This is a genomic window from Mycobacterium kubicae (genome assembly GCF_015689175.1).
Classification (GTDB): Bacteria; Actinomycetota; Actinomycetes; order Mycobacteriales; family Mycobacteriaceae; genus Mycobacterium; species Mycobacterium kubicae.
Window position 1 is genome coordinate 4969005 of record NZ_CP065047.1, and the last position, 19855, is coordinate 4988859.

Genomic DNA, 19855 nt, shown 5'->3' on the forward strand with positions numbered 1-19855 from the left:
TCGAGCTCCTGAAAAATTCCTCTAACGCCTATATCAACGAGCGTCTGAGCTGAGGGGGTCCCCATCCACATGTCATCTTTCTCTGTTCGTGCCGACGAAGTATGTGGCGGTGTTTAGAGCCCGATGCGGTCAGCGACCTCGAGCCATTGCTCGCGTACTGAGCCCAGCAGTACCCGGTCGGCTTTCGCCCGCCGGTAGTAGAGGTGTGCGTCGTGCTCCCAGGTGAACCCGATCCCGCCGTGAATCTGCACATTCCACGATGCGGTGAAGTCAAATCCGGCCGCGGCGGTTGCCACGGCAATGGGGGCCGCCTTGGCGAGGTCAGCGCTCTCCTCCGCTGCCAGATGAGCCGCGTAGAGAGTGACTGCACGAGCACTGTCCAGTTCGATTGCCATCTCGGCGCATCGGTGCTTGATCGCCTGGAAGGAGCCGATGGGCCGATTGAACTGGTGACGCACCTTGGCGTATTCGACGGACATGGTCATAGCGCCCTCGGTGCCACCAACCATCTCCGCTGCGAGTAACGTCTTCGCGACATCTAACGCACGGCGTATGGGCGCGACGCCGTGCGCGCCAGCCAAGGGAACCGCAGAGACGGCGTCGAAGGTCAGGGTGGCCAGCGGTCGGGTGATGTCCAGGGTCTCGACGCGTGTACGGGTGAGGCCGACGGCGTTACCGTCAACGAGGTACAATGCCGGCTCAGCGGAGTCACCGGGCGGCAGAGCGAGCACCAGCAGGGTGTCCGCACTATGGCCGTCGATCACATGAATCTTGGTCCCAGACAGCGTGACGGCGTCGCCATTTGTCGCCGCTCGCATGGCTACAGCACCGAAGCCGTCAACGCAACCCGGTTCATTGATAGCAGTCGTGACTGTACGAGCGCCCGCGGCTATCTCTGGAAGCAGTTCTCTCTTCTGCTCCTGGCTGGCCGCGATCAAGATCGGCGCGACACCGAGCGCGACGGTCGCGAACAGCGGGCACGGCACGATGCCGCGTCCAAGCTCCTCGATGGCGACAGCAGCCTCGATCATCGTTGCTGCCGCACCGCCGTACTCCTCCGGTACGAGCAGACTCGGCAGCCCCAGTTCCCGACTCATGCGAGACCAAAGGTCGATGTCATATCCCGGCGCAGTTGTTACCGCCTGGCGAACCTTGGCCAGCGGTGACAGTTCGGTAACGAACTGCTGTATAGTCTGGCGGAAATCGTCCTGTTCTGGACTGAGCATGAAATCCATGACATGGCACCTCATCTTCTCTTCAAACAGTTGTTGTCGCGAAAAGAAATAGGGACGGCCTTACCGTCGCCTGGATCGACCAATCCACACACCGAAGCGCTCATCAATTCCGCGTAAGCACTGTCTCACCGGCCTTGGCATCTTCCGCCGTCCCCATCCGCTCGCTTTACGGTTCTTCTGTGGCTATGCGCCGGACACTGCTCGGAATGGCCGCCGTCGCGCTGTTAAGCCGATATTCAAGGAGCATTCATTTGTTTTCGGCCCCTTGATCGAACAGGTGATCTCGGAAGCGCTGTCGGAGTTCGTTTTTCATGACCTTGGCCATGGCGTTCTTCGGTAGCTCGTCCACTACGACCATGTGGCGCGGGCATTTGTAGTCGGCGAGGTGCTGGCGGCAGAACTGGTTGATCCGCTCCGCGGTGAGTTCGCCTTCGCCGCCGCTGAACCCGGGCTTGGGCGCGATCACCGCTAGGAGATCCTCACCGAGGTCCGAATGCGGCACCGCGATGACTGCGGCCTCGAGCACCTCGGGCATCTCGAGCAGCACGCGCTCGACCTCGATGGCGAAGATGTTGTAGCCGCCGCGCAGGATCATGTCTTTTTTGCGCTCGGTCAGATAGACGTAGCCATCGTCAGCGACATAACCCACGTCGCCGGTGTGCAACAGTCCACCGCTCCAAAGTTCCGCGGTGGGCTGCTCCCCCTTGTAGTAGCTGCGCCGAGCTATCTTCGACTTAAAGCAGATCTCGCCGACCTTGCCTGGGGGGAGTGGGTTATCGTAGTCATCAACGACGACAACCTCGCATCCTACGGGCCTGCCAACCGAGCCCGGCCGGGCAAGGATGTCATCTGGGTCGGGACCGAGGATGCAGGCCGCGCCGGCACCGGCCTCGGTGAGGCTGTAAGCGTTCAGCATCTTCGCTCCGGGCCACACCTGCCGCATTTTGCGCACGGTGTCGGGCTGGATCGGCGCCGCCCCGAAAAACACGAGCTGCAGCGAGCTGTAGTCGTGATCACCCACCGTGGGGTGCTTCATGGCCAAATTCAGCATTGTCGGCACACCCATGATCGACGTGGCGCGGTAGCGCTCGATCGCCGCGAGCAACTGCTCGGGATCAAAACGCGGCAACACGATCTGCGTGACCCCGGCACGAATGCTTAGCAGCATCAGGCCATGGCAGCCCGTGAAACCGAACAAGGGCACCGCATGAAGCAGGCTCTCGCCGAACATCGCGCCGAGAAGCTGCCCGAGGCTCGCCTGGCCGGGCTCGTCGGCGAGGTTGCCCTCGGGCACCAGCACGCCCCTGGGCATCCCGGTGGTGCCGGACGTATAGAGCAGATCCGCCGGGTCGTCGGCGCTCAGGGAAGGCTCGAGGAGCGGCACGTCCGCAGAGCCCGCGCCCACCACGTCGCCCAGGGGGGTGAATCCATCCAGCGCCTCGCTGCCGGTCACGAAGAAGTGCTCAAGTTGGAAGCTACCGGGACGGCCGCCGATCTCGACAGATTCGCCTTCGGCAAGCGCAACCAGAACCTCCCGGTGGGCGAGACCGGTGATCACCGCCACGGCGTCGCTGTGCTCAAGCACGAACAGCTTTTCCGGCGCTGCCCACCGGGTATTGAGCGGCACCGGCACGGCACCAAGTTTGTGGATGCCGAAATACACTGCATTGAAATGCATCGCTTGGTCGTTGGCGAGCAGCATCGCCACCTTGTGACCGCGGCTCACCCCAGCGGCGTGCAATTGCTGGGCGACCCGGCTGCTGGCAGCGTCGAGCTCGCGGAAAGTGGCCGCGCCGTCCTCGGCGATGACGGCGGTCTTGTCCGGTCGGTCCTCTACCGCTTGGCGCAGCAGGTCGATCACGGCCATGGCATGGTCCTCCTCAACGTACGTACGTGTTCAGCCGAGCGCTTGAAGCACGAGGCCGATCTCGTCGTTGGCCTGCGTTGGAGTCTGGTATCCCTCTCGGTCGCAGATCGCCTCAAGGTTGTCCTGGACCGCTTCGATATCGAGCGTCGGCGATGAGAAGCCCTTCGTCACACTGATGAAGATCTCGGCCACTCGCCCGCCCCCAACGGAGAAGATCCTCGACGTGAGATCGCAGGATTCATGGCAGAGATACGCGACGACCGGGGCGACCAGTGCCGGGTCCAGCTTCTTGGCGATCGGCCCGAGGAGTTCCTCGGTCATCCGGGTCCGCGCCATCGGCGCGATCGCGTTCACCTTGATGTTGTACTTCGCGCCTTCCTGGGCGAGCACCCGTGTGAAGCCGATGACCCCCATCTTCGCGGCCCCGTAGTTGGTCTGACCGAAGTTGCCGAAAATCCCGGCGGCGGAGGAGGTGTTGACGATCCGGCCGTAGCCCTGCTCGCGCATCCTGAGGAACGCCGGCTGGGTCACCCAGATGGTGCCGTAGAGATGGACATCGATCACCGGATCGAGTAGCTCCGGCGTGAGATTGTGGAAGGACTTGTCGCGCAGGATGCCCGCGTTGTTGACGACGATGTCGACCCGCCCGAAGGCGTCGAGAGCCGCCTGCACGATGGCCGCCCCACCTTCTCGGGTCGCCACGCTGTGACCATCGGCGACCGCGATACCGCCGGCGGCTTCGATCTCCTGAGCGACGGCCTCCGCCGCGGTCAGGTCCGCGCCGACGCCGGCGACGCTGCCGCCGAGATCGTTCACCAACACGCGCGCGCCGCGTGATGCAAGCAGCATCGCATGCTCCTTGCCGAGACCGTTTCCCGCCCCGGTCACGATGGCGACCCTCCCGTCGAAGCTAAGCTCAGCCACGCGATTTCCCTTCCATGCTGTCGCCCCGCAGGGCGATTTCTCTCTTATCGGATGTGTTGAATGACGTCACCGCCCGGCCTGCAGGATGTGGATGACACAGACCGAGCCCGCGCCCATCATGTGAGCAAGCCCGGTTCGAGCGCCTTCGACCTGCAGCGGGCCCGCCTCGCCCCGCAGCTGCCGTGTCACATCCCAGATCTGGGCCAGGCCGGTCGGCCCACCGGGATGACCGCGCCCGATCAGCCCGCCGTCGGTCGAGAACGGGATACGACCACCCAGGCTGGTCGCGCCCTCGGAGACGAGCTTGTCCCCCTCCCCAGCCGCGCACACCCCGAGCAGCTCGTAATACATCAGTTCCTCGATGGGGAATGCGTCGTGCACGTGGGCGAGGTCGAGGTCGGCCGGCCCGACACCGGCCTCGTCGTAGGCGGCCTTTGCCGTGGCCGCGGTGAGCTCGCCCGGACCGACGACCGCACCCATGAAAATGTGGCCGTCAACGAACTGCTCGGACTGCTGCTGGCTGGCGACCACCTTCACCAGCGGGCGTGAACCGGCCACGCGCTCTGCCGCCTCGCGGCTCGCGACGATCGCGGCCGCAGCCCCAGAGCCAGCGGCGCAGGCCATCTTCGAAGTGTGCGGGTAGGAAATCATGCGCGAGGCGAGGATCTCTTCGACGGTGACCTCATGGTCGGCCCGACGTTGCGCGTAGGGATTCAGCCGCGCATGGTTCCAATTCTTTGCCGCGATGGCGGCGAAGGTCTCGACCGTCGTGCCCACTTCGTGCATGCGACGTGTCGCCCACATGGCGAAAAACGCCGCCGGGAGGATCACCTGGCCAATGCCGGGCTTGCTGCCCCCGATAGCTCGAGTGGCGCGATTGAGGTCGTCAAACCCTAGCGCCATCGCGATATCGACGCTCCCCCCCGCCACCACCTGGACCGCCTCATGGAAGGCGCACGATCCGGTGGCCGACGCGTTCTCGACGTGGGTGATCGGGATGCCGGTAAGCCCGAGATCCTTCGCAAGGGTGACACCCGTGAGCAGACCGGCGCCGATGTAGCCGTTGTAGAGGTAGCCGACTTCATCGAAGCCGATGCCGGCGTCACCGAGCGCGTTGACACCGGCCCCGAAGCCCAAGTCGGCCGCGTTGGCGTCCGGCTGGCCGAACGGGGCCATCCCCACGCCGATCACATAGACGTCGCGGGCCATCACCGAGATGCCCCCCGTCGAGTAGGGCAAAAGCGGAACGAGCACAGCTCAGTGCCATCGGCATCGGTCATGAGGGGGTAGACCTCAAGCTGCATGGGCATGCCGATCTCCCAGTCGCCCATCTCGCCACGCAGGATGGATTGCACGCGCACGCCCTCCGGTAGGTCAACTTGGCCGACACCGTGCCCGTCGCCTGTGGAGCCGAACCGGGACTTGCCCATCCACGCCGACTCGACGTAGGTCCAGGCGTACAGTTCGCCGGTTGGTGACAGCAGGACATCCTCGACCGGGCCGCCCGTCAACGGACAGCGGCGGCGGCGGGGGAAGAAGTACTTGTCGGCAGCAGGGCTATAGGAACCGATCAACCGCGGCTGCTCATCGCCGTTGGGCATCGTGAAGTAGCCGTCCTCAAGTGGTCGACGCATCGTGTGTCGTCTCCTCCGGGTCGTGCGGTCAATGACTGGCCTCGCCGCCGCTTGGAGCGTTGCGCCATCGCGGATCTTTGAAGCGTGCCGAGATAGTGGCACCGGCGACGGCAACTAAGCTGGAGCAGTGTTGGTACTCGCAGTGCCGAATCGACTCCAGCGCAAAAATTCCGCGTTTTTACGCACTGGCGCCGATCTCGTCGAAGTCAGGCCGAACCGGCCAGCACCCTCGCGTCCTCGTCCGCGAAGGTGTCCTCCAGCTGCAGTGGCGAGTAGTCGAGGTCGATTTCCTCGGGCGGTCGCCCGCGGGCGCTGCTGATCGTGCTGAACCGGCGCATCCCCTTGTCGGTGGCATAGGTCCTCATCTCGTCGATTGACAGATTGAAGGGTATGTCGTCGCCATACAGTGCAGAACCCTCGTCGATCAGGCGCTGCCCCAGCGGAATGAGTTCGTTCATGCGCGTTTCGAACACCGTCCAATTGGTGTCGTCGGCAGCGACGTGGCGCCGGCAGGTGAAAGTGCCCCATGCCATGTGGCGTCGCTCGTCGTCGCCGATGTGCCGAATCAGCTGCTGCATGCCGGGAAGAATGCCGTGCTCCACGCAGATCTTGTGCCAGGCGTAGTAGCCGGTCAGCGCCAACATGCCCTCGATGATGTGGTTGTACGTCACCGAAGCGCGAACCTGGGCAGCCGGCGAGGGATCCACATAGAGCGTGTTGAGCGATTCGTGAAGTTCCTCGTCGAACAACTGCCGGTATGCCGGAGTTTGATCGAGGAAACTATGTAAGTCGTCGCGCACCCCGACGGCATCGAGCCACAAGCGGAACGCCTGGGTGTGTTTGGCTTCCTCGAACGCAAACTGCGTCAAGTACATCTCGTCGCCGAGCCGGCCTTCGGCCCGCATTGCGGCCATGAACGGCTGGATGTCCTGGGTGACTGCTTCCTCTCCGGCAATGAAGCCCGCGCACAATCGGGTGACGTACACGCGTTCGCGGTCGGAAAGCGCCTCCCAATCGGCGCTGTCGCGGGAGAAGTCGATATTGGCGGGGTCCCAGAGTTTGGCGATGCCGCCAGCGAACAGCCTGAGTGGCACGCTTTCCCAGTTCAGCCCGCCGGCACCCAGCGAATGGTAACGTGTGGTTGCCATGTAACCTCCTTAATTATTCGGCTGCATTGCCGGGTCTAGCGAACCTTGGTCGCTAGACGAATTCCACGATGTTGTAGTCACCGGCGGTGTAACATGCCCGAAGCACTTTCTTGTCGTATTTACCGACGCTGGTTCGCGGGATTTCGGGGACGAAGGCCCAGCGCTCCGGGATCCACCACGTAGCGACTTTGCCGTCTAAGAAGGCACGTAGCTCATCTGGCGTGATATCGGCGCCGGGTTTGACCACCACTAGAGCGAGTGGACGCTCCTGCCACTTCTCGTCGGGCACACCGATGACCGCGGCTTCATGTACCCCGGAATGGGCGATCAGCAAATTCTCCAATTCGACCGACGAAATCCACTCCCCGCCGGACTTGATGACGTCTTTGGCACGGTCGGTCAGCGTCAAGAAGCCATGCTCGTCGACGTGGCCGACATCGCCAGTGCGCAGCCACCCCTGGTCGAACTTGTCGGCGTCGTCGTCGCGAAAATAAGAGCCAGTTACCCACGGCCCGCGGGCTTGGATCTCGCCGACCGCTTCTCCGTTGCACGGCAGGGTGCGATCCTGGTCGTTGCGCAGCCGGATTTCCACGCCGCATATCGGGCGGCCCTGGGTGGCACGCAGCGCCCACTGTTGGTCTTCGTCGAGCCCAGTCGGCGGTTTGGCCACCGTGGCCAGCGGCGAGGTTTCGGTCATTCCCCACGCCTGCACGATCGGTACGCCGTGGTCGCGTTCGAAGCCGCGCATCAGTGACACCGGTACCGCCGATCCGCCGCACGCGACCAGACGCAGCGACGAGATGTCATGACCGGGCTCGCAGCCCAGGAAGTGCCGGACGTCATTCCAGATTGTGGGCACCGCACCGGCCACGGTCGGGCGGGTGTCCTCGATGATGGCCACCAGCGCTCCAGGTTGTAGCCATCGGTGCGGGAGTACCAGTTCGGCCCCCGCCATCAGCGCGGCATAGATAAGGCCCCACGCATTGGCTTGAAACATCGGCACGATAGCCAAGATGCGGTCGGCTTCAGCGATGCCCAACCCGTTGCCAGTGCAGACGGCCAGTGAATGCAGGTAGGTGGATCGGTGGCTGTAGACCACGCCCTTGGGGTTTCCGGTGGTGCCGCTGGTGTAGCACATCGCCGAGGCCGACGTCTCATCGAGTTCAGGCCAGTCGAACTCGGTGGGATGTGTCGAGATCAGGTCTTCGTACGAAACGACGGCCTTGCCGGCCGCCCGTAGCGGCTCGGGATCGCCCTCACCGACCGCAATCACCGTGTGCACCGACGATATGGCCGGCAAAGAACGCGCAAGTAGCGGCGCTAACGACATGTCGACGATGACGATGTTGTCGTCGGCGTGGTTGGCGATGTAGCCAAGCTGCTCGGCGGTAAGACGAATATTGAGCGTGTGCAACACCGCGCCCATCGACGGCACCGCACAATAGGCCTCCAAGTGTTCCTGGTTGCTCCACTGGAAGGTAGCCACACGCTGATCGCCGGTGACGCCAAGGTCATGCAGCGCATTAGCTAACTGACCGACCCGCCGGCCGACCTCGCCGTAGGTCGCGGCCCGGTAGCCCGACTCGGTCGGTGTGACGACGCGGCGGTCGGCGTGAATGGAGTTGGCATGCTTGACGATCGATGTCACAGAAAGCGGAACGTCTTGCATAGTGCTTTGCATAGCGTGGATCCCTTGCCCGTCATTCCCGGATACTGACGGCCGTCGACCGGGCAACTGGCTGCTCCCGAATACCCCGGACAGACGGTATTACCAATCTTTTACAAAGATCGACCAATTGTCAATAGTCCGGCGTGCCTCACTGAGTTTGAGCGCGTGGCCGGCGGTGGTGCCTCACCTATTTTGAGCGCGTGGCCCGGAAGGCCTGCCCGATGTGGAAGGCAAGATCGACATGGCTGCGAGGCGGCAGGTAGCGAACAAACTGCGAGGTCAGTACCGCAAGGCGTTGAAGGCGGACAAGAGCAAGATTTTGGATCGGGTGGTGTCCACCACGGGGATGGGCCGCTCGACGGCTCGGCGGATGCTGACCGGCCCGAGGCTGCCGGACCCGGCCGAGCAGGTTGACAGGCGTACGTTGCGGCCGCGGGGCTTCAGCGACGACGCCAGGGCACTGCTGGAGTATGTGTGGGCCTTGATGGGCATGCCGTGCGGCAAGTACCTGGTGGTCATGGTGGGTCTGTGGCTGCCGCTGCTGGCTGAATCCGGTGATCTTGACAGGCCGTTCGCCACCGAGGCGGCATCAGCGGAGCTGAAGGCGATGAGCGCGGCCACCCTGGACCGCTACCTGAAACCGGCCCTGGGACAGGATGCGCATCAAGGGCATCTCGACGACCAAACCGTCGCCGCTGCTGCGTAACTCGATCGCCATCCGTACCTGCGCCGATGAGGCACCTGAGGCCCCGAGGGTGATCGAGGCCGATACCGTGGCGCACTGCGGCCCGACATTGATCGGCGAGTTCGCCCGCACGCTGACGATGACCGACCTGGTGATCGGCTGGACCGAGAACTTCTCGATCCGCAACAACGCCTCGAAGTGGATCACGGCCGGCATCGACGAGCTGCAACAGCGGTTCCCGTTCGATCTGGTGATTTTCGCTTTGGACTGCGGCGGTGAGTTCATCAATCACGAGGTCGCCGCCTGGCTGCAGACCCGCGACATCGCCCAGACCCACTCGCGGCCGTACCAGAAGAACGACCAAGCGCACGTGGAGTCAAAAAACAACCACGTGGTGCGCAAACACGCGTTCTACTGGCGCTACGACACCTCCGAGGAGCTGGAGCTGCTCAACCGGCTGTGGAAGCTGGTGTCGCTGCGGTGCAACTTCTTCACCCCGACGAAAAAGCCCATCGGCTACAGCACCACCGCGGCCAGTCGCCGCACGCGCATCTACGACACGCCGGCCACGCCGTGGCAACGTCTGCAGGAATCGGGAATACTTGATGCGCAACAGCTTTCGCATGTGTCCGCCCGAATCGAGGGCATCAACCCGGCCGATTTGACCCGGCAGATCAACACCATCCAAATGCAGCTACTGGACCTGGCCAAGACCAAGACCGACGCCCTTGCCGCCGCCCGCCACATCGACCTGGAAGCATTGCAACCGTCAATCGACCGATTGGCCAAGGCGAAGTAGTGCAAGCCCCCACGCGCTCACCATGCGTGAGGCACCAGCCCACGCTTCGCGCTCACTTTTTGGTGAGGCACCTCGATCGCCACCACCATGCCCTTCCCGATCCTGGGCTTTCGATAACGGCAGCGAGTTCATCAACCACCACCTGCTGGCTTGGTGCGAGCGGCGCCAGATCACCTTCACCCGCTCGCGGCCCGGAAACAAAAACGACGGCTGCCACGTCGAGCAGAAGAACTGGGCGATCGTGCGCACCGTGGTCGGCTACCACCGTTACGACACAAAGGCACTGTTGCTCAACAAGATCTGGTCCCTGCAATCGAAACTGAGGATGGGGACTGTCTGAACAGCGGTGGATCTGACCTTGGTCTGACACGCCGAGCGTGAGCTTGGCGGGAAGGACTGATGATGTCCGAAACACTCGAGCCCATGGCTACCGAGGTGGATCAAAAGCAGCTCGCTGAACAACTATTGGCCCAGGCCAAGGAGCAGGGCGTGGAGCTGGTCGGCCCGAACGGGCTACTCAACCAGATCACCAAGAATGTATTGGAGACCGCGCTGGACGCAGAGATGGCCGAGCACCTCGGCTATGACAAGCACGACCCGGTCGGACGTGGCAGCGGCAACGCCCGCAACGGCACCCGGGCCAAGACGGTGTTCACCGAGATCGGACCGGTCGAGATCGAGGTGCCGCGCGATACCAACAGCTCGTTCGATCCGCAGATCGTCAAGAAGCGCCAACGTCGGCTGACCGGCATCGACGAGATCGTGTTGTCGTTGACCGCTAAAGGATTAACGACCGGCGAAGTGGCCGCGCACTTCGCCGACGGGTCCATCCGGAATTCGGTGTAAGTGGCGTTTCCCTATCCTCGGTTGAGGTCGGGCATTCTGTTGGCGAATGTTACTGCGAACGCGTTCAAAGCGGGCTTCCAGCGGACCGCCCAGCGTTGCTGGCCGGTGCCCTTGGGATCGAGGGAGCGAGTCACCATATACAGGCACTTCAGCGCCGCGGCCTCCGAGGGGAAATGGCCGCGAGCCTTGATCGCCCGTCGGTAGCGGGCGTTGAGTGACTCGATTGTTATCTGGAGTTCTGGCCGCGGTAGCTGTTGTGACCTGCAGGTTTGTGTCGTGGAGGGTGTCCATGACGCGGTTGGAGATGGATATCGCTTGGCGGTTAGCACGGCCCGATTGTTACCGAATCGCGATGCGTCGGTTCATGATGTCGGCCGGTGTCGTCGCGGAGTTGGCCAAGGGCGCACGCCAGTTGGCGGCGTAGCCGCCGGTTCTCGTCGGCGAGTTCGCGGTTGCGGCGGTTGGCGATTTCGAGGCGCTGCCGCGGGGAGTCGTCGCTGGCGCGTTGTCGGGCGGGTAACGGTGTGCTTGGCTCGGGTCGGTGTTGGGTGCGGAGCCGGCGGATCTCGTCTTTGAGGTCGGTTTGGGTGTAGATCCACGAGCGGGAGACACCGGCGTGGCGGGCGACGGATTCGAAGGTGAGCAGGGCGCCGGTCCGGTCGAGTTCGTGCATCGCAGCGATGGCCTTGGCGCGGGTGTGTTCGTGCCGCTGCTGGGCGGCGTGGATGAGGTGGATGCTGTTGTCAGCCGGCATGTTTGGCCTTCCCTGGTTGTGGATCGTTGAGGGCGGTGATGATGTTGTCCAGGTTGTGCAGGATTTGGTGGTTCATCTCGGCCAGACGTTGTTGTCCGCGGGCTTGGGCGGCGGTGATCAGCTGCAGGCTCTGTTGCCGCTGCTGGTGGTGCTGGGGCAGGAACTCGGCGGTGGTGAGGAACATCGGACAGGTCAGACAGGCTTCTCTGAACTTAGCTGGGGCACTTAGCGATCCGTTCATCGTGGCCGCGCATTTGTTGGTAGGGAGGGGGTTCCGAGGTCGACCGCGAGGCGACGGCTCGTGTCGATCTGAGTGAGTTTGTCTTTCACCCCGGCGAGGCTGACTTGGAGTCCCTCGACTTCGCCGAGCCAGCCGTGAAGTTTGGCCTCCTCGATTCGGTCCTCGAGGTTGCTGCGGATCTCTTCCAGGCGTGGTCGTTGCGCTGGGTCCGGCCGGAGAAGCGAACATCGGACGCAAGCGTGCTCGTGAAAACACGGCGTTCCAAACGCGCGGCCGCACGTCCCGACCGACACCTTGCGCTTCTCGAAGTGGGCGAGGAAGTCGTCCCACTCGTCCTCGGTCGGGGTCCGGTACTCCTCGCTGGGTCGGGTTGCCCGTCGGCGAGCGATGAACGCTCGGTGGGCTTCGATCGCTTCCATGGGGTAGACGGCTTTGTATCCCATGGTTGTGTCAATTGTCTTGTGCCCGCAGATGATTTGGGCGATGTGCGGTGGTAGCCCGCTCATGATTGCGTCGGTGACGAAGATCCTTCTGAAGTCGTGGGGCGAGAAAATCAGCGGTTCGCCGGTGGCGTCGGTGAGCCCGCTGGCGGCGAGTGCGTCGATGAGCAGTTTGCGGATCGCACTGGGTGTGAAGGGGCGGTGCTCGTTGCCGATGGCGCGTTGGAACAGCAGCGGCATCGGCGGGTTCCAGACTCGCTCTCGGGTGTCGTAGGACGGCACCAGGGGTATCGCACCGCTTGGTGCGCGGAGGCGGGTGATGATGGCGCTGAGCACGTCGGCGAGTTCGGGGCTGACGAGCAGCAGGCGTTCGGTGTCGGTCTTGGAGGGGGCGATCTGCAGCAGCGGCACCACTTCGCCGCTGGAGGGCAGGCGGTATTCGGTGATGCTGTGGTGGCTGAGTTCAAGCAGTTCCTCACAGCGGATGCCGGTCAGTCGCAATACTTCAATCGTCGCGAACGCCCAGAACGCCTCGTCGTCCTCGTAGGACAGGTTGCGCCGTTTGCCCGTGGCCGTGTCGTCGGCCCAGACGTGGCGGCCTATGGCTTTGGGGACGTGCGCTTTCCGTAATTTGGCGTCGGTGCCGGGGATCAGGGTTCCAGACACCGTCTGGTCAGCGGCCTGCAAGAACTGTTGTGCGGTGCGGCGGCGCTCGTTCGCGGTGCGCACCAGCACCGGCAGCACAGGCAGTCGTTCGCGGGTGCGCTGGTCCATCCGAGCCTTGCGGTGTTTGCGTTCCTTGGCTCGTCGGATCTCGGCGTCGCCAATCGGGCAGGGAGCCGCCCACCGGGCCCATCGGGCGGGATCGTCGACGGCCCATTGAGCGATGTCGAGGTAGAACGCTCGCACCCGGAGTAGTTCGTCTTTGGCGTTGAGTCGCGGGGTTGCGACCTCGATCTGCTCACCGGCGGCGTTGGTGATCGTTCGCTTCTTGGTGGCCAGGTCGTCCTTCCAGGTCCGGATGACGTCCTGGGGCAGCTGCAGGGTGTCGATGCCCGGTGCGATGGCTTCGATGCGGGCCCAGAACAGCCCGGCCAGGCTGCGGGAGATCGCGTCGATGCTGGCGAAGTCCAGCGACGGCTGACGTTCCCGCAGGTAGTCGACAAGCAGGTCGCGAATGGGTCGGCAACGCAACGGATATCGATCCACTAATTCTTCGATCGTGAGTCGCCCGGTGGCTTGCCCGAATGCGCGAATCGTGTGCGGCGCATCGTCGGGGAAGATGCCAATCGCACGCAGGCGTAGGTAGAAGTCGACCTTCTTTTGTCCGCCGCGAGCGTGTACCTGGCGCAGGGTGTCGACCAGTTCGACACAGTCGCCGACAGTGATGTCGGCGACACGTCCGCCCTTGCACGCGAGGATGGTCGCGATCCTGGTCGCCGCGACCCGCGCGTCGACGGCGGAGCTGGCCGGTTGGGTCTCGGCGAGTCGCCGCAGCTGGGCGAACCCTTGCGGGTCTCTGATGTGCGCCATCGCACCGGCCAGCCGGGCGTGGGTGCGGGTAAGCATCCACGGCACACCCGGACGGATGACGTCGCCGCAGATCAACACGAGCAGGCCCGAGGCCAGATCGTCGACGTCGTACGACGCGTCCTGACCGCGCTCCTGCAGCCACCTCAGTGAGAGCCCGGTCCAGGTCTTGCCGGGATGCTGCTCGACGCCACTGAGTTCCCAACGCTGTTGCCAGGTGTCGCCCGGAAACGTCGCCAGCCAGTCCAGCAGCTTGGTCACACCGCGTCGTCGACCCGCCTGGGTCCCCTTGACATCCGAGGTAAACAATCCGGAGGTCAGCCTGACCATGGTGTCCTGGGCGGTTCCGGCCGTGGCTGCCCCACAATGCTCGGGCTGACGGGCGGGGAACCGTTCGCGCAGCTGCTTGTTCCGCCCGCTGATCTGAGTCTTGGTCGCATTCGCCACGGCAAGTGGTTTGCGCGCAACGTGTTTGGCGATCGTGGTCACATCGACCTCCCGAACAGGACGCTCAGCGACTGCGGGTCGTAGCCCGGCGCCGGCGGCGGTGGAACCGGATCTTCGCGCCGCGCCGCTTGCCGCGCGTGGTGAGCCAGCACACTCGCTACGACCTCCTCTTTGGAGGGCGTCAAATACAACTCGGTGGTGGTCAAGTGGGCGTGGCCCATCACCCACTGCACGTCGCTCAACGTCATCTGCGGATCCCGCGCCATCCGCATCGCGGCGCTGTGCCGCAGGTCGTGCAACGTCCAATCCGAGCCCAGGCAGGCATTGGCCCGCTCGAACATCCTGTGCGCGGCGTGATAGGTCAGCGGACGGTGTGGTCGGCGTAGTGTCCACCACAGCGGCCGGGTCCGGCCACGCGGCAACTTGGCCTGCAGGTCTTGCTGATACAGGCGGAGCCACACAAATGTCGGCTGCCAGGTGAAAGGGACCACTTCAGAGCTGGTTTTGCCATGAGCATGGGACCACCTGTTTGCCATTGATGGGACCACCTGACTGGCTGTTTTGCCAGTTATGGGACCACCCCGGCGTGGCGTGGGTTCTTCCGGTTGTTGGGCCGCTGTATTGGCCTGATGAGCTACCGGGAGACCTCCGATCTTGTTAACAGTCAAGCGGCGGCTCGTGTGGGGTGCGTCGGGGGTGGTCGGTATGCCTTGATTGGGTCGTAGGTTTGGCTGGTTTGCAGGCAGTGGTAGAGCTGGCCGAGCATGCGGTTGTAGAGGTGGCGCAGGGCTGCGGGGTGGCGGTCGCCGTGGTCGCGGCGTGTCAGGTAGTGAGCGCGGGTGGGTCCTTCGCAGCCGGCCGCGATGAACGCCCAGACGAATCCGACGGCGGCAAGTCGGTTGTTCTTCACGTGCCGGTGAGTGATGCGGATGCTGCGCCCAGAGGCTTTGGTGACGGGCGCCGACCCGGCGAACGCCTTCAATGCTCGGGCGTCGGCGAATCGTGTTCGGTCGTCGCCGATTTCGGCGAGCAGGCGGGCACCGGTAAGGTCGCCGACCCCCACAAATGAGGTGATGATCCTGTGGTCGGCGTGCTGGGCAAAGGTGGCGGCGGTGGCCTCGCCCAGCCGGTCGACGTTGGCGCACTCAGCGTCGAGGGTGGCCAGCAATGCGACTGCTTGGATACCGAAGGCGTCTTCGACCGGGGCGGGGTGTCGCAGCTGCGGCAGCCGCAGCTGCTGGTGGATTGTCGCCGCGAGCGTGGTCAGGCCGCGTTGGCGTCCGGCGCGGCGCAGGGCGGCGGTGATCTGCGGCTTTGACAGCCGCGCCGCCTTGGCCGGGGTGGCAGCGATGGCGAGCACCGCACGAGCTTCGGGTGCGGTGATTCCGCCGGGACGGTCGGCGAAGGCGTGCAGGAAACCCGGGAAATATTCCCGCAGCAGCGACCGCAGTTCGTTGCCGGCCCGGTTACGCCGCCAGGTGGCGTCCTGGTGGGCACGGGCCAGCACGGTGATCGATTGCGCCAGTTCGGTGTCGGCGGGTAACCGACGATGCTGGTCGATGTCGGTACGCAGGATGTTGGCCAGCGTGACCGCATCGCCGTGGTCAGACTTCTTGCCCGACATCGACGTCCGTTCCCGATAGCGGGCCACCGACATCGGGTTGATCGGGTAGATCGGTCGACCGCTGGCCCGCAACACGGCGACCAGCAACCCGCGCGGGGTCTCGATCGCGACCGGGATCGGATCCTCAGGGTCGTCGTCGGCATCGGCCAGCATGGCGGTCAGTTCGGCGAATCCGGCGACCGACTCGGGGATGCGCCGTCTGGCGACCAGCCGACCGTCGGCATCCACCAGCGCGACGTCATGATGATCCTGGGCCCAGTCGATCCCACACGTGACCATGGACAAATTTACCTCCTTGGTTGTCGAAATGTGTTGGGTGCGTGACCCTTTGTGAGAACGCGCGGCGCCCTAATAGCAAGGCTCTGATGGCCTGACCTCCGATTGAGCCGTTCGCGACCCCAGCAACCCGCACGACCCCCAGTCTTTGTCAGAGCTCAACGGCTCCCCGTCGATGAGGTGTCGATCGTGCAGGCGGGCTCGAACCACGTTCCCCACCCCAACCCCTTCCGAGGAGCAGCCGGTCACGACACGCCGACCTCGCCGTTCTCCCGGCAGGTCTAGCCGACCCCGGTATCGGTCAGGCGTTCCGTCGACACTCGCTGGCCGACCGCTCACTCGGAAGGTCGCAGAGCAGCCGGCGTTCCCGCCTGTGGAAGGGGGTCTAGCCCCGAGTTCTGATCAGGAATCGTCCAGTGCCCTACAAAGCTATTAGGTATCGGTGATCGAGATCGTGGAAATGCTGCGGCTGTGGCTGCAGGGGTTGGGGTTGCGGGAGGTGGCCCGGCTCTCGGGCACCGATCGTAAAACGGTGCGACGCTACGTCGACCGGGCACGGGCCTGCGGGCTCGACCGTGACGGCGGAGACAGTCAGCTCACCGATGAGCTGCTCGCGGCGGTGATCGCCGAGGTTCGCCCGCACCGGCCGACTGGCAAGAGCCTTGCCTGGGAGACGATCGCCGCTGAGCATGAGCAGATCAAGGCGTGGCTCAAAGACGGGTTGACGTTGACCAAGATCCACACGCTGCTTGGCCGCCGGGGTGTGGTGGTGTCGTATCGGACGTTGCACCGTTACGCCACAACTGAATTGGGATTCGGGCGGCGCCAAGCCACGGTGCCGGTGGCCGACTGCGAACCCGGTGCGGAGGTGCAGGTCGACTTCGGCCGCCTCGGTCTGCTCATCGATGCTGGTGATGGGCGGCGCCGGGTGGTGCACGGGTTGATCTTCACCGCGGTGTATTCGCGGCACATGTTCGTCTGGCCCACCTACCGCCAGACCCTTAACGATGTGATCGCCGGGTTCGAAGCGGCGTGGGTGTTCTTCGGCGGGGTGTTCGCGGTGGTGATCCCCGACAACATGAAAGCCATCGTCACCACCGCACACGCGACCGAACCCCGGCTCAATGACGCGTTCCGGGAGTATGCCCAGGCCCGCGGGTTCGCTGTTGACCCGACGCGGGTCCGCAGCCCCAAAGATAAGCCGCGGGTAGAACGCATGGTGCAGTACGTGCGGTCGAATTTCTATGCCGGAGAACACTTCCGGGATCTCGGGGATTGCCGGGAACGGGCGCGGCTGTGGTGTGCGCAGACCGCCGGGTTGCGGATTCATGGCACCACCCGGCTGCGCCCGGCCGAGGTGTTCGCCGCCGAGGAACTCCCTGCGCTGGGACCGGTGCCTGAGGATGTGTTCGACATCCCGGTCTGGACCCATCCCAAGGTCGCCTCAGACCGGCATGTGCAGATCGCCAAAGCGCTCTACAGCGTGCCCGGCGAGTTGGTCGGCAAGCGGATCGAGGCCCGCACGGATGCGCACGCGGTGAAGCTGTACTGGCGTGGTGAGTTGATCAAGGTCCACCCCGTCATGGCCCCGGGCCGGCGGCACACCGACCCCGCTGATCTGCCCGCGCACGTGTCGGTCTATGCGATGCGCGACATCAATGCGCTGCAGCGCAAGGCTGCTGCCCACGGCACCCACGTCGGCACCTACGCCGCCGCCGTGTTGGAACACCCGCTGCCGTGGACCAAGATGCGCCAGGTCTATCGGCTGCTGGGGCTGGTGCGCCGCCACAGCGCCGCCGCCGTGGAGGACGCCTGCCGGCGTGCCTTGGATGCCGAAGTCATCGACGTCGGACTGATCGAGCGGATCGTGACCCGCGGCGGCGGTGAACAGATGCCCCTGATACCGAAACCACCCGGGGCGGCGTCCAGGTTCGTGCGGGATGGCTCCGACTTCTCGGTCCGCAGGCCCTCATGAGCCCGGCCCGCCCCGATGCCGTGCCGGCGGTCAAACCGATCGAGGTCTCCGGCGAGCTCAAAGCGTTGATGCGCCGCCTCAAACTCGGTCAGCTGCTCGACACCCTCCCGGAGCGGCTGGCGCTGGCCCGCACCAACCGGCTGCCGCACCACGACTTTTTGGAGCTGTTGTTCGCTGATGAGGTCACCCGCCGCGACCGCGAGTCCGCGACGCGGCGGGCCAAGGCTGCCCACCTCGATCCTGCGATGCAACTCCAAGCCTGGGACGACTCCACCGCCGTGGCGTTCGATCAGCAATTGTGGGCCGAGCTGATCTCGCTGCGGTTCCTCGCCGATGCCTACAACGTGCTCGTCATGGGCCCGGTCGGCGTGGGAAAGACGTTCCTGGCCAACGCCTTAGGCCACATCGCGGTACGACGGCTTCACAGCGTGCACACCGAACGGGCCGACAAACTGTTCAAACGCCTGCGTGGAGCACGCCTGGACGGCAGCTACGAAGACGAGATGCGCAAACTGCACCGCGTCGAGCTATTGATCATCGACGATCTGGCACTGCACCGCCTGGAAGCCACCGAGACTACCGACTTCTACGAGATCATCGTCGAACGCCACCGCAAGGCTTCGACGATCATCACCAGCAACCGCGAACCGCCCGAGATCCTGACCATGATGGCCGATCCTCTGCTGGCTCAATCCGCGATGGACCGCCTGCAATCAGCGGCCTACGAACTCGTCGTCGAAGGCCAGTCCTACCGGCAACGCCAAAAGCCCCGACCGGAAAAGCCGGCCCCTCCGACTCCGTCGGATTGACCGGCAACCACCCCATCGGTCACCATCAACGCACGGCCTACAACCGGAACAACCCGGTCCCATGCTCATGGCAAACCAGAGGTCCCATCACCCTGGCAGGCGACAACAAATGCGTCCGCCGCCGCGGGCAGTTGCTGTATGGCGCGGGAACCCTTGCGCACCACGGTGATCAGTTGTTGGCCTGGGTCGACATCGCACTGGCGAACCCCCAGCAGCTCGGACGCGCGGGCTCCCGTTGAGATCCAGAATGCAACCATTGCTCGGTCCCGATTCGACGGCAGCGCGGTGAACAGCGTGTTGAACCGATCGTCGGGTATCGCCCGCGGAATCCGCTGCGGCATTTTGGGGCGATAGCGCCCTACACGGTCGTGCTTCCAGGCCTCCATCGGGTTGTGGTGGGCATTCGCCCGCTCCGACCGACGTGCGATATCGAGGGGAAACGGATTCAAGATCGGTCCGGCACCGAGGTCACGCTGGAAGTCGTAGAAGCCGCGTAGCACCGTCTCGCTGTGAGCGATCGTCGCCGGGGCATACCCGGGGCCGAGGGCGGCCTTGCCCGTTACGGGGTTCGGCGGCCCAACCGACTCCACGGTTGCAACCACTTGGTCCGACGATGGCCTTCTCCGGTGTTTGACCGTCAGCTGAATCCAACAGCTGAAATCGCGCGCTTCGATCCGCGTCGCGCGGCGCCAATCGACATCGACCGCGCCGAGGAATCTCCACCACCGCAGCAAGTCCATGCCGTAGGAACGCAGCGTCGCTGGAGAACGCCCAGCCGCGAGCAGCTCCCGTAGAAACGCGGCCACTGATTCCACGACGGCGCCCTCGGCGTCGATCAACCGGTAAGGCTCACCCAGATCGCCGGTTGAGGCGAGCTCCCCACAGCGAGAAACAACAAGACGGGCTACATCCCTGGTTTGTACTGGCTCTTGGTTCATGGCCGAAAGCTATC

General features: G+C 64.3%; 17 protein-coding genes and 3 pseudogenes. 6 read left to right on the forward strand and 14 right to left on the reverse strand.

All coding sequences use genetic code 11. From position 1 onward, the window contains the following. Nucleotides 1–113: 113 nt before the first annotated feature. The 7 genes from I2456_RS23245 to I2456_RS23275 all read right to left on the reverse strand — a co-directional run bounded on the left by I2456_RS23245 (nt 114) and on the right by I2456_RS23275 (nt 8489). Entirely contained in the window at nt 114–1235 is a 1122-nt protein-coding gene (locus I2456_RS23245; protein WP_050790029.1) for an acyl-CoA dehydrogenase family protein, read from the reverse strand. Nucleotides 1236–1482: 247 nt separating this feature from the next. Next, nucleotides 1483–3102, reverse strand: coding sequence for a class I adenylate-forming enzyme family protein (locus I2456_RS23250; protein ID WP_007168454.1), 1620 nt, complete (start codon nt 3100–3102; stop codon nt 1483–1485). 30 nt (nt 3103–3132) lie between these two features. After that, entirely contained in the window at nt 3133–4026 is an 894-nt protein-coding gene (locus tag I2456_RS23255; RefSeq protein ID WP_007168453.1) for an SDR family oxidoreductase, read from the reverse strand. 66 nt (nt 4027–4092) lie between these two features. After that, nucleotides 4093–5235, reverse strand: a complete 1143-nt coding sequence (locus tag I2456_RS23260; RefSeq protein WP_040622299.1) for a thiolase family protein — start codon at nt 5233–5235, stop codon at nt 4093–4095. Next, a complete protein-coding gene (locus I2456_RS23265) occupies nt 5235–5660 on the reverse strand; it encodes a Zn-ribbon domain-containing OB-fold protein (RefSeq protein ID WP_007168451.1) in 426 nt (141 codons plus the stop codon). Before I2456_RS23265 ends, I2456_RS23260 begins: the two co-directional genes overlap by 1 nt. Before the next feature lie 206 nt (nt 5661–5866). Next, entirely contained in the window at nt 5867–6808 is a 942-nt protein-coding gene (locus I2456_RS23270) for a R2-like ligand-binding oxidase (RefSeq protein ID WP_007168450.1), read from the reverse strand. A 52-nt stretch (nt 6809–6860) separates the two neighbouring features. After that, nucleotides 6861–8489, reverse strand: a complete 1629-nt coding sequence (locus I2456_RS23275; protein ID WP_007168449.1) for a long-chain fatty acid--CoA ligase — start codon at nt 8487–8489, stop codon at nt 6861–6863. Nucleotides 8490–8823: 334 nt separating this feature from the next. On the opposite strand from I2456_RS23275, the pseudogene I2456_RS28705 reads away from it, so the two are divergent. The 4 genes and pseudogenes from I2456_RS28705 to I2456_RS23290 all read left to right on the forward strand — a co-directional run. Beyond that, a pseudogene (locus I2456_RS28705) lies at nt 8824–9108 on the forward strand (integrase catalytic domain-containing protein); the annotation flags it as partial. A 25-nt stretch (nt 9109–9133) separates the two neighbouring features. Further along, nucleotides 9134–9961 (forward strand): integrase catalytic domain-containing protein, encoded by an 828-nt coding sequence (locus I2456_RS23280; protein WP_224112851.1) that lies wholly within the window; start codon nt 9134–9136, stop codon nt 9959–9961. Between the two features lie 112 nt (nt 9962–10073). After that, a pseudogene (locus I2456_RS23285) lies at nt 10074–10241 on the forward strand (integrase); the annotation flags it as partial. Between the two features lie 143 nt (nt 10242–10384). Continuing rightward, nucleotides 10385–10783 (forward strand): annotated as a pseudogene (locus tag I2456_RS23290) (transposase); the annotation flags it as partial. Between the two features lie 35 nt (nt 10784–10818). Here I2456_RS23290 and I2456_RS23295 read toward each other — a convergent pair. The 6 genes from I2456_RS23295 to I2456_RS23320 form a co-directional block, all read right to left on the reverse strand. After that, nucleotides 10819–11136, reverse strand: coding sequence for a transposase (locus tag I2456_RS23295; protein ID WP_075630241.1), 318 nt, complete (start codon nt 11134–11136; stop codon nt 10819–10821). Then, nucleotides 11130–11561, reverse strand: a complete 432-nt coding sequence (locus I2456_RS23300) for a DUF6262 family protein (RefSeq protein WP_007168443.1) — start codon at nt 11559–11561, stop codon at nt 11130–11132. Before I2456_RS23300 ends, I2456_RS23295 begins: the two co-directional genes overlap by 7 nt. Beyond that, complete coding sequence (locus I2456_RS23305; RefSeq protein WP_007168442.1) at nt 11551–11745, reverse strand: hypothetical protein; 195 nt, start codon at nt 11743–11745, stop codon at nt 11551–11553. Before I2456_RS23305 ends, I2456_RS23300 begins: the two co-directional genes overlap by 11 nt. A 53-nt stretch (nt 11746–11798) precedes the next feature. Continuing rightward, nucleotides 11799–14261 carry a site-specific integrase gene (locus I2456_RS23310; protein ID WP_007168441.1) on the reverse strand — a complete coding sequence of 821 codons (2463 nt, stop codon included), beginning with the start codon at nt 14259–14261 and terminating at the stop codon, nt 11799–11801. Further along, nucleotides 14258–14710, reverse strand: coding sequence for a site-specific integrase (locus I2456_RS23315; RefSeq protein ID WP_241007795.1), 453 nt, complete (start codon nt 14708–14710; stop codon nt 14258–14260). Before I2456_RS23315 ends, I2456_RS23310 begins: the two co-directional genes overlap by 4 nt. A gap of 173 nt (nt 14711–14883) precedes the next feature. After that, entirely contained in the window at nt 14884–16122 is a 1239-nt protein-coding gene (locus tag I2456_RS23320; RefSeq protein WP_007172236.1) for an IS110 family RNA-guided transposase, read from the reverse strand. Nucleotides 16123–16579: 457 nt separating this feature from the next. Between I2456_RS23320 and istA the strand changes: the two genes are divergently transcribed. Then, nucleotides 16580–18094, forward strand: coding sequence for an IS21 family transposase (istA, locus tag I2456_RS23325; RefSeq protein ID WP_065133523.1), 1515 nt, complete (start codon nt 16580–16582; stop codon nt 18092–18094). After that, nucleotides 18091–18903, forward strand: a complete 813-nt coding sequence (locus I2456_RS23330) for an ATP-binding protein (protein WP_033711543.1) — start codon at nt 18091–18093, stop codon at nt 18901–18903. Before istA ends, I2456_RS23330 begins: the two co-directional genes overlap by 4 nt. Before the next feature lie 65 nt (nt 18904–18968). Here the strand turns inward: I2456_RS23330 and I2456_RS23335 are convergent, their stop codons facing one another. Further along, complete coding sequence (locus I2456_RS23335; RefSeq protein WP_167380263.1) at nt 18969–19841, reverse strand: site-specific integrase; 873 nt, start codon at nt 19839–19841, stop codon at nt 18969–18971. Nucleotides 19842–19855: the final 14 nt, after the last annotated feature.

Excerpts from the sequence above, each read along its gene's own strand:
- I2456_RS23245 (WP_050790029.1), bottom strand. The coding sequence starts at position 1,235 with ATGGATTTCATGCTCAGTCCAGAACAGGACGATTTCCGCCAGACTATA.
- I2456_RS23305 (WP_007168442.1), bottom strand. The coding sequence starts at position 11,745 with ATGTTCCTCACCACCGCCGAGTTCCTGCCCCAGCACCACCAGCAGCGG.
- I2456_RS23280 (WP_224112851.1), top strand. The coding sequence starts at position 9,134 with ATGCGCATCAAGGGCATCTCGACGACCAAACCGTCGCCGCTGCTGCGT.
- I2456_RS23330 (WP_033711543.1), top strand. The coding sequence starts at position 18,091 with ATGAGCCCGGCCCGCCCCGATGCCGTGCCGGCGGTCAAACCGATCGAG.
- I2456_RS23265 (WP_007168451.1), bottom strand. The coding sequence starts at position 5,660 with ATGCGTCGACCACTTGAGGACGGCTACTTCACGATGCCCAACGGCGAT.
- I2456_RS23250 (WP_007168454.1), bottom strand. The coding sequence starts at position 3,102 with ATGGCCGTGATCGACCTGCTGCGCCAAGCGGTAGAGGACCGACCGGAC.
- I2456_RS23260 (WP_040622299.1), bottom strand. The coding sequence starts at position 5,235 with ATGGCCCGCGACGTCTATGTGATCGGCGTGGGGATGGCCCCGTTCGGC.
- I2456_RS23275 (WP_007168449.1), bottom strand. The coding sequence starts at position 8,489 with ATGCAAAGCACTATGCAAGACGTTCCGCTTTCTGTGACATCGATCGTC.
- I2456_RS23320 (WP_007172236.1), bottom strand. The coding sequence starts at position 16,122 with ATGGTCACGTGTGGGATCGACTGGGCCCAGGATCATCATGACGTCGCG.
- istA (WP_065133523.1), top strand. The coding sequence starts at position 16,580 with ATGCTGCGGCTGTGGCTGCAGGGGTTGGGGTTGCGGGAGGTGGCCCGG.
- I2456_RS23300 (WP_007168443.1), bottom strand. The coding sequence starts at position 11,561 with ATGCCGGCTGACAACAGCATCCACCTCATCCACGCCGCCCAGCAGCGG.
- I2456_RS23270 (WP_007168450.1), bottom strand. The coding sequence starts at position 6,808 with ATGGCAACCACACGTTACCATTCGCTGGGTGCCGGCGGGCTGAACTGG.
- I2456_RS23335 (WP_167380263.1), bottom strand. The coding sequence starts at position 19,841 with ATGAACCAAGAGCCAGTACAAACCAGGGATGTAGCCCGTCTTGTTGTT.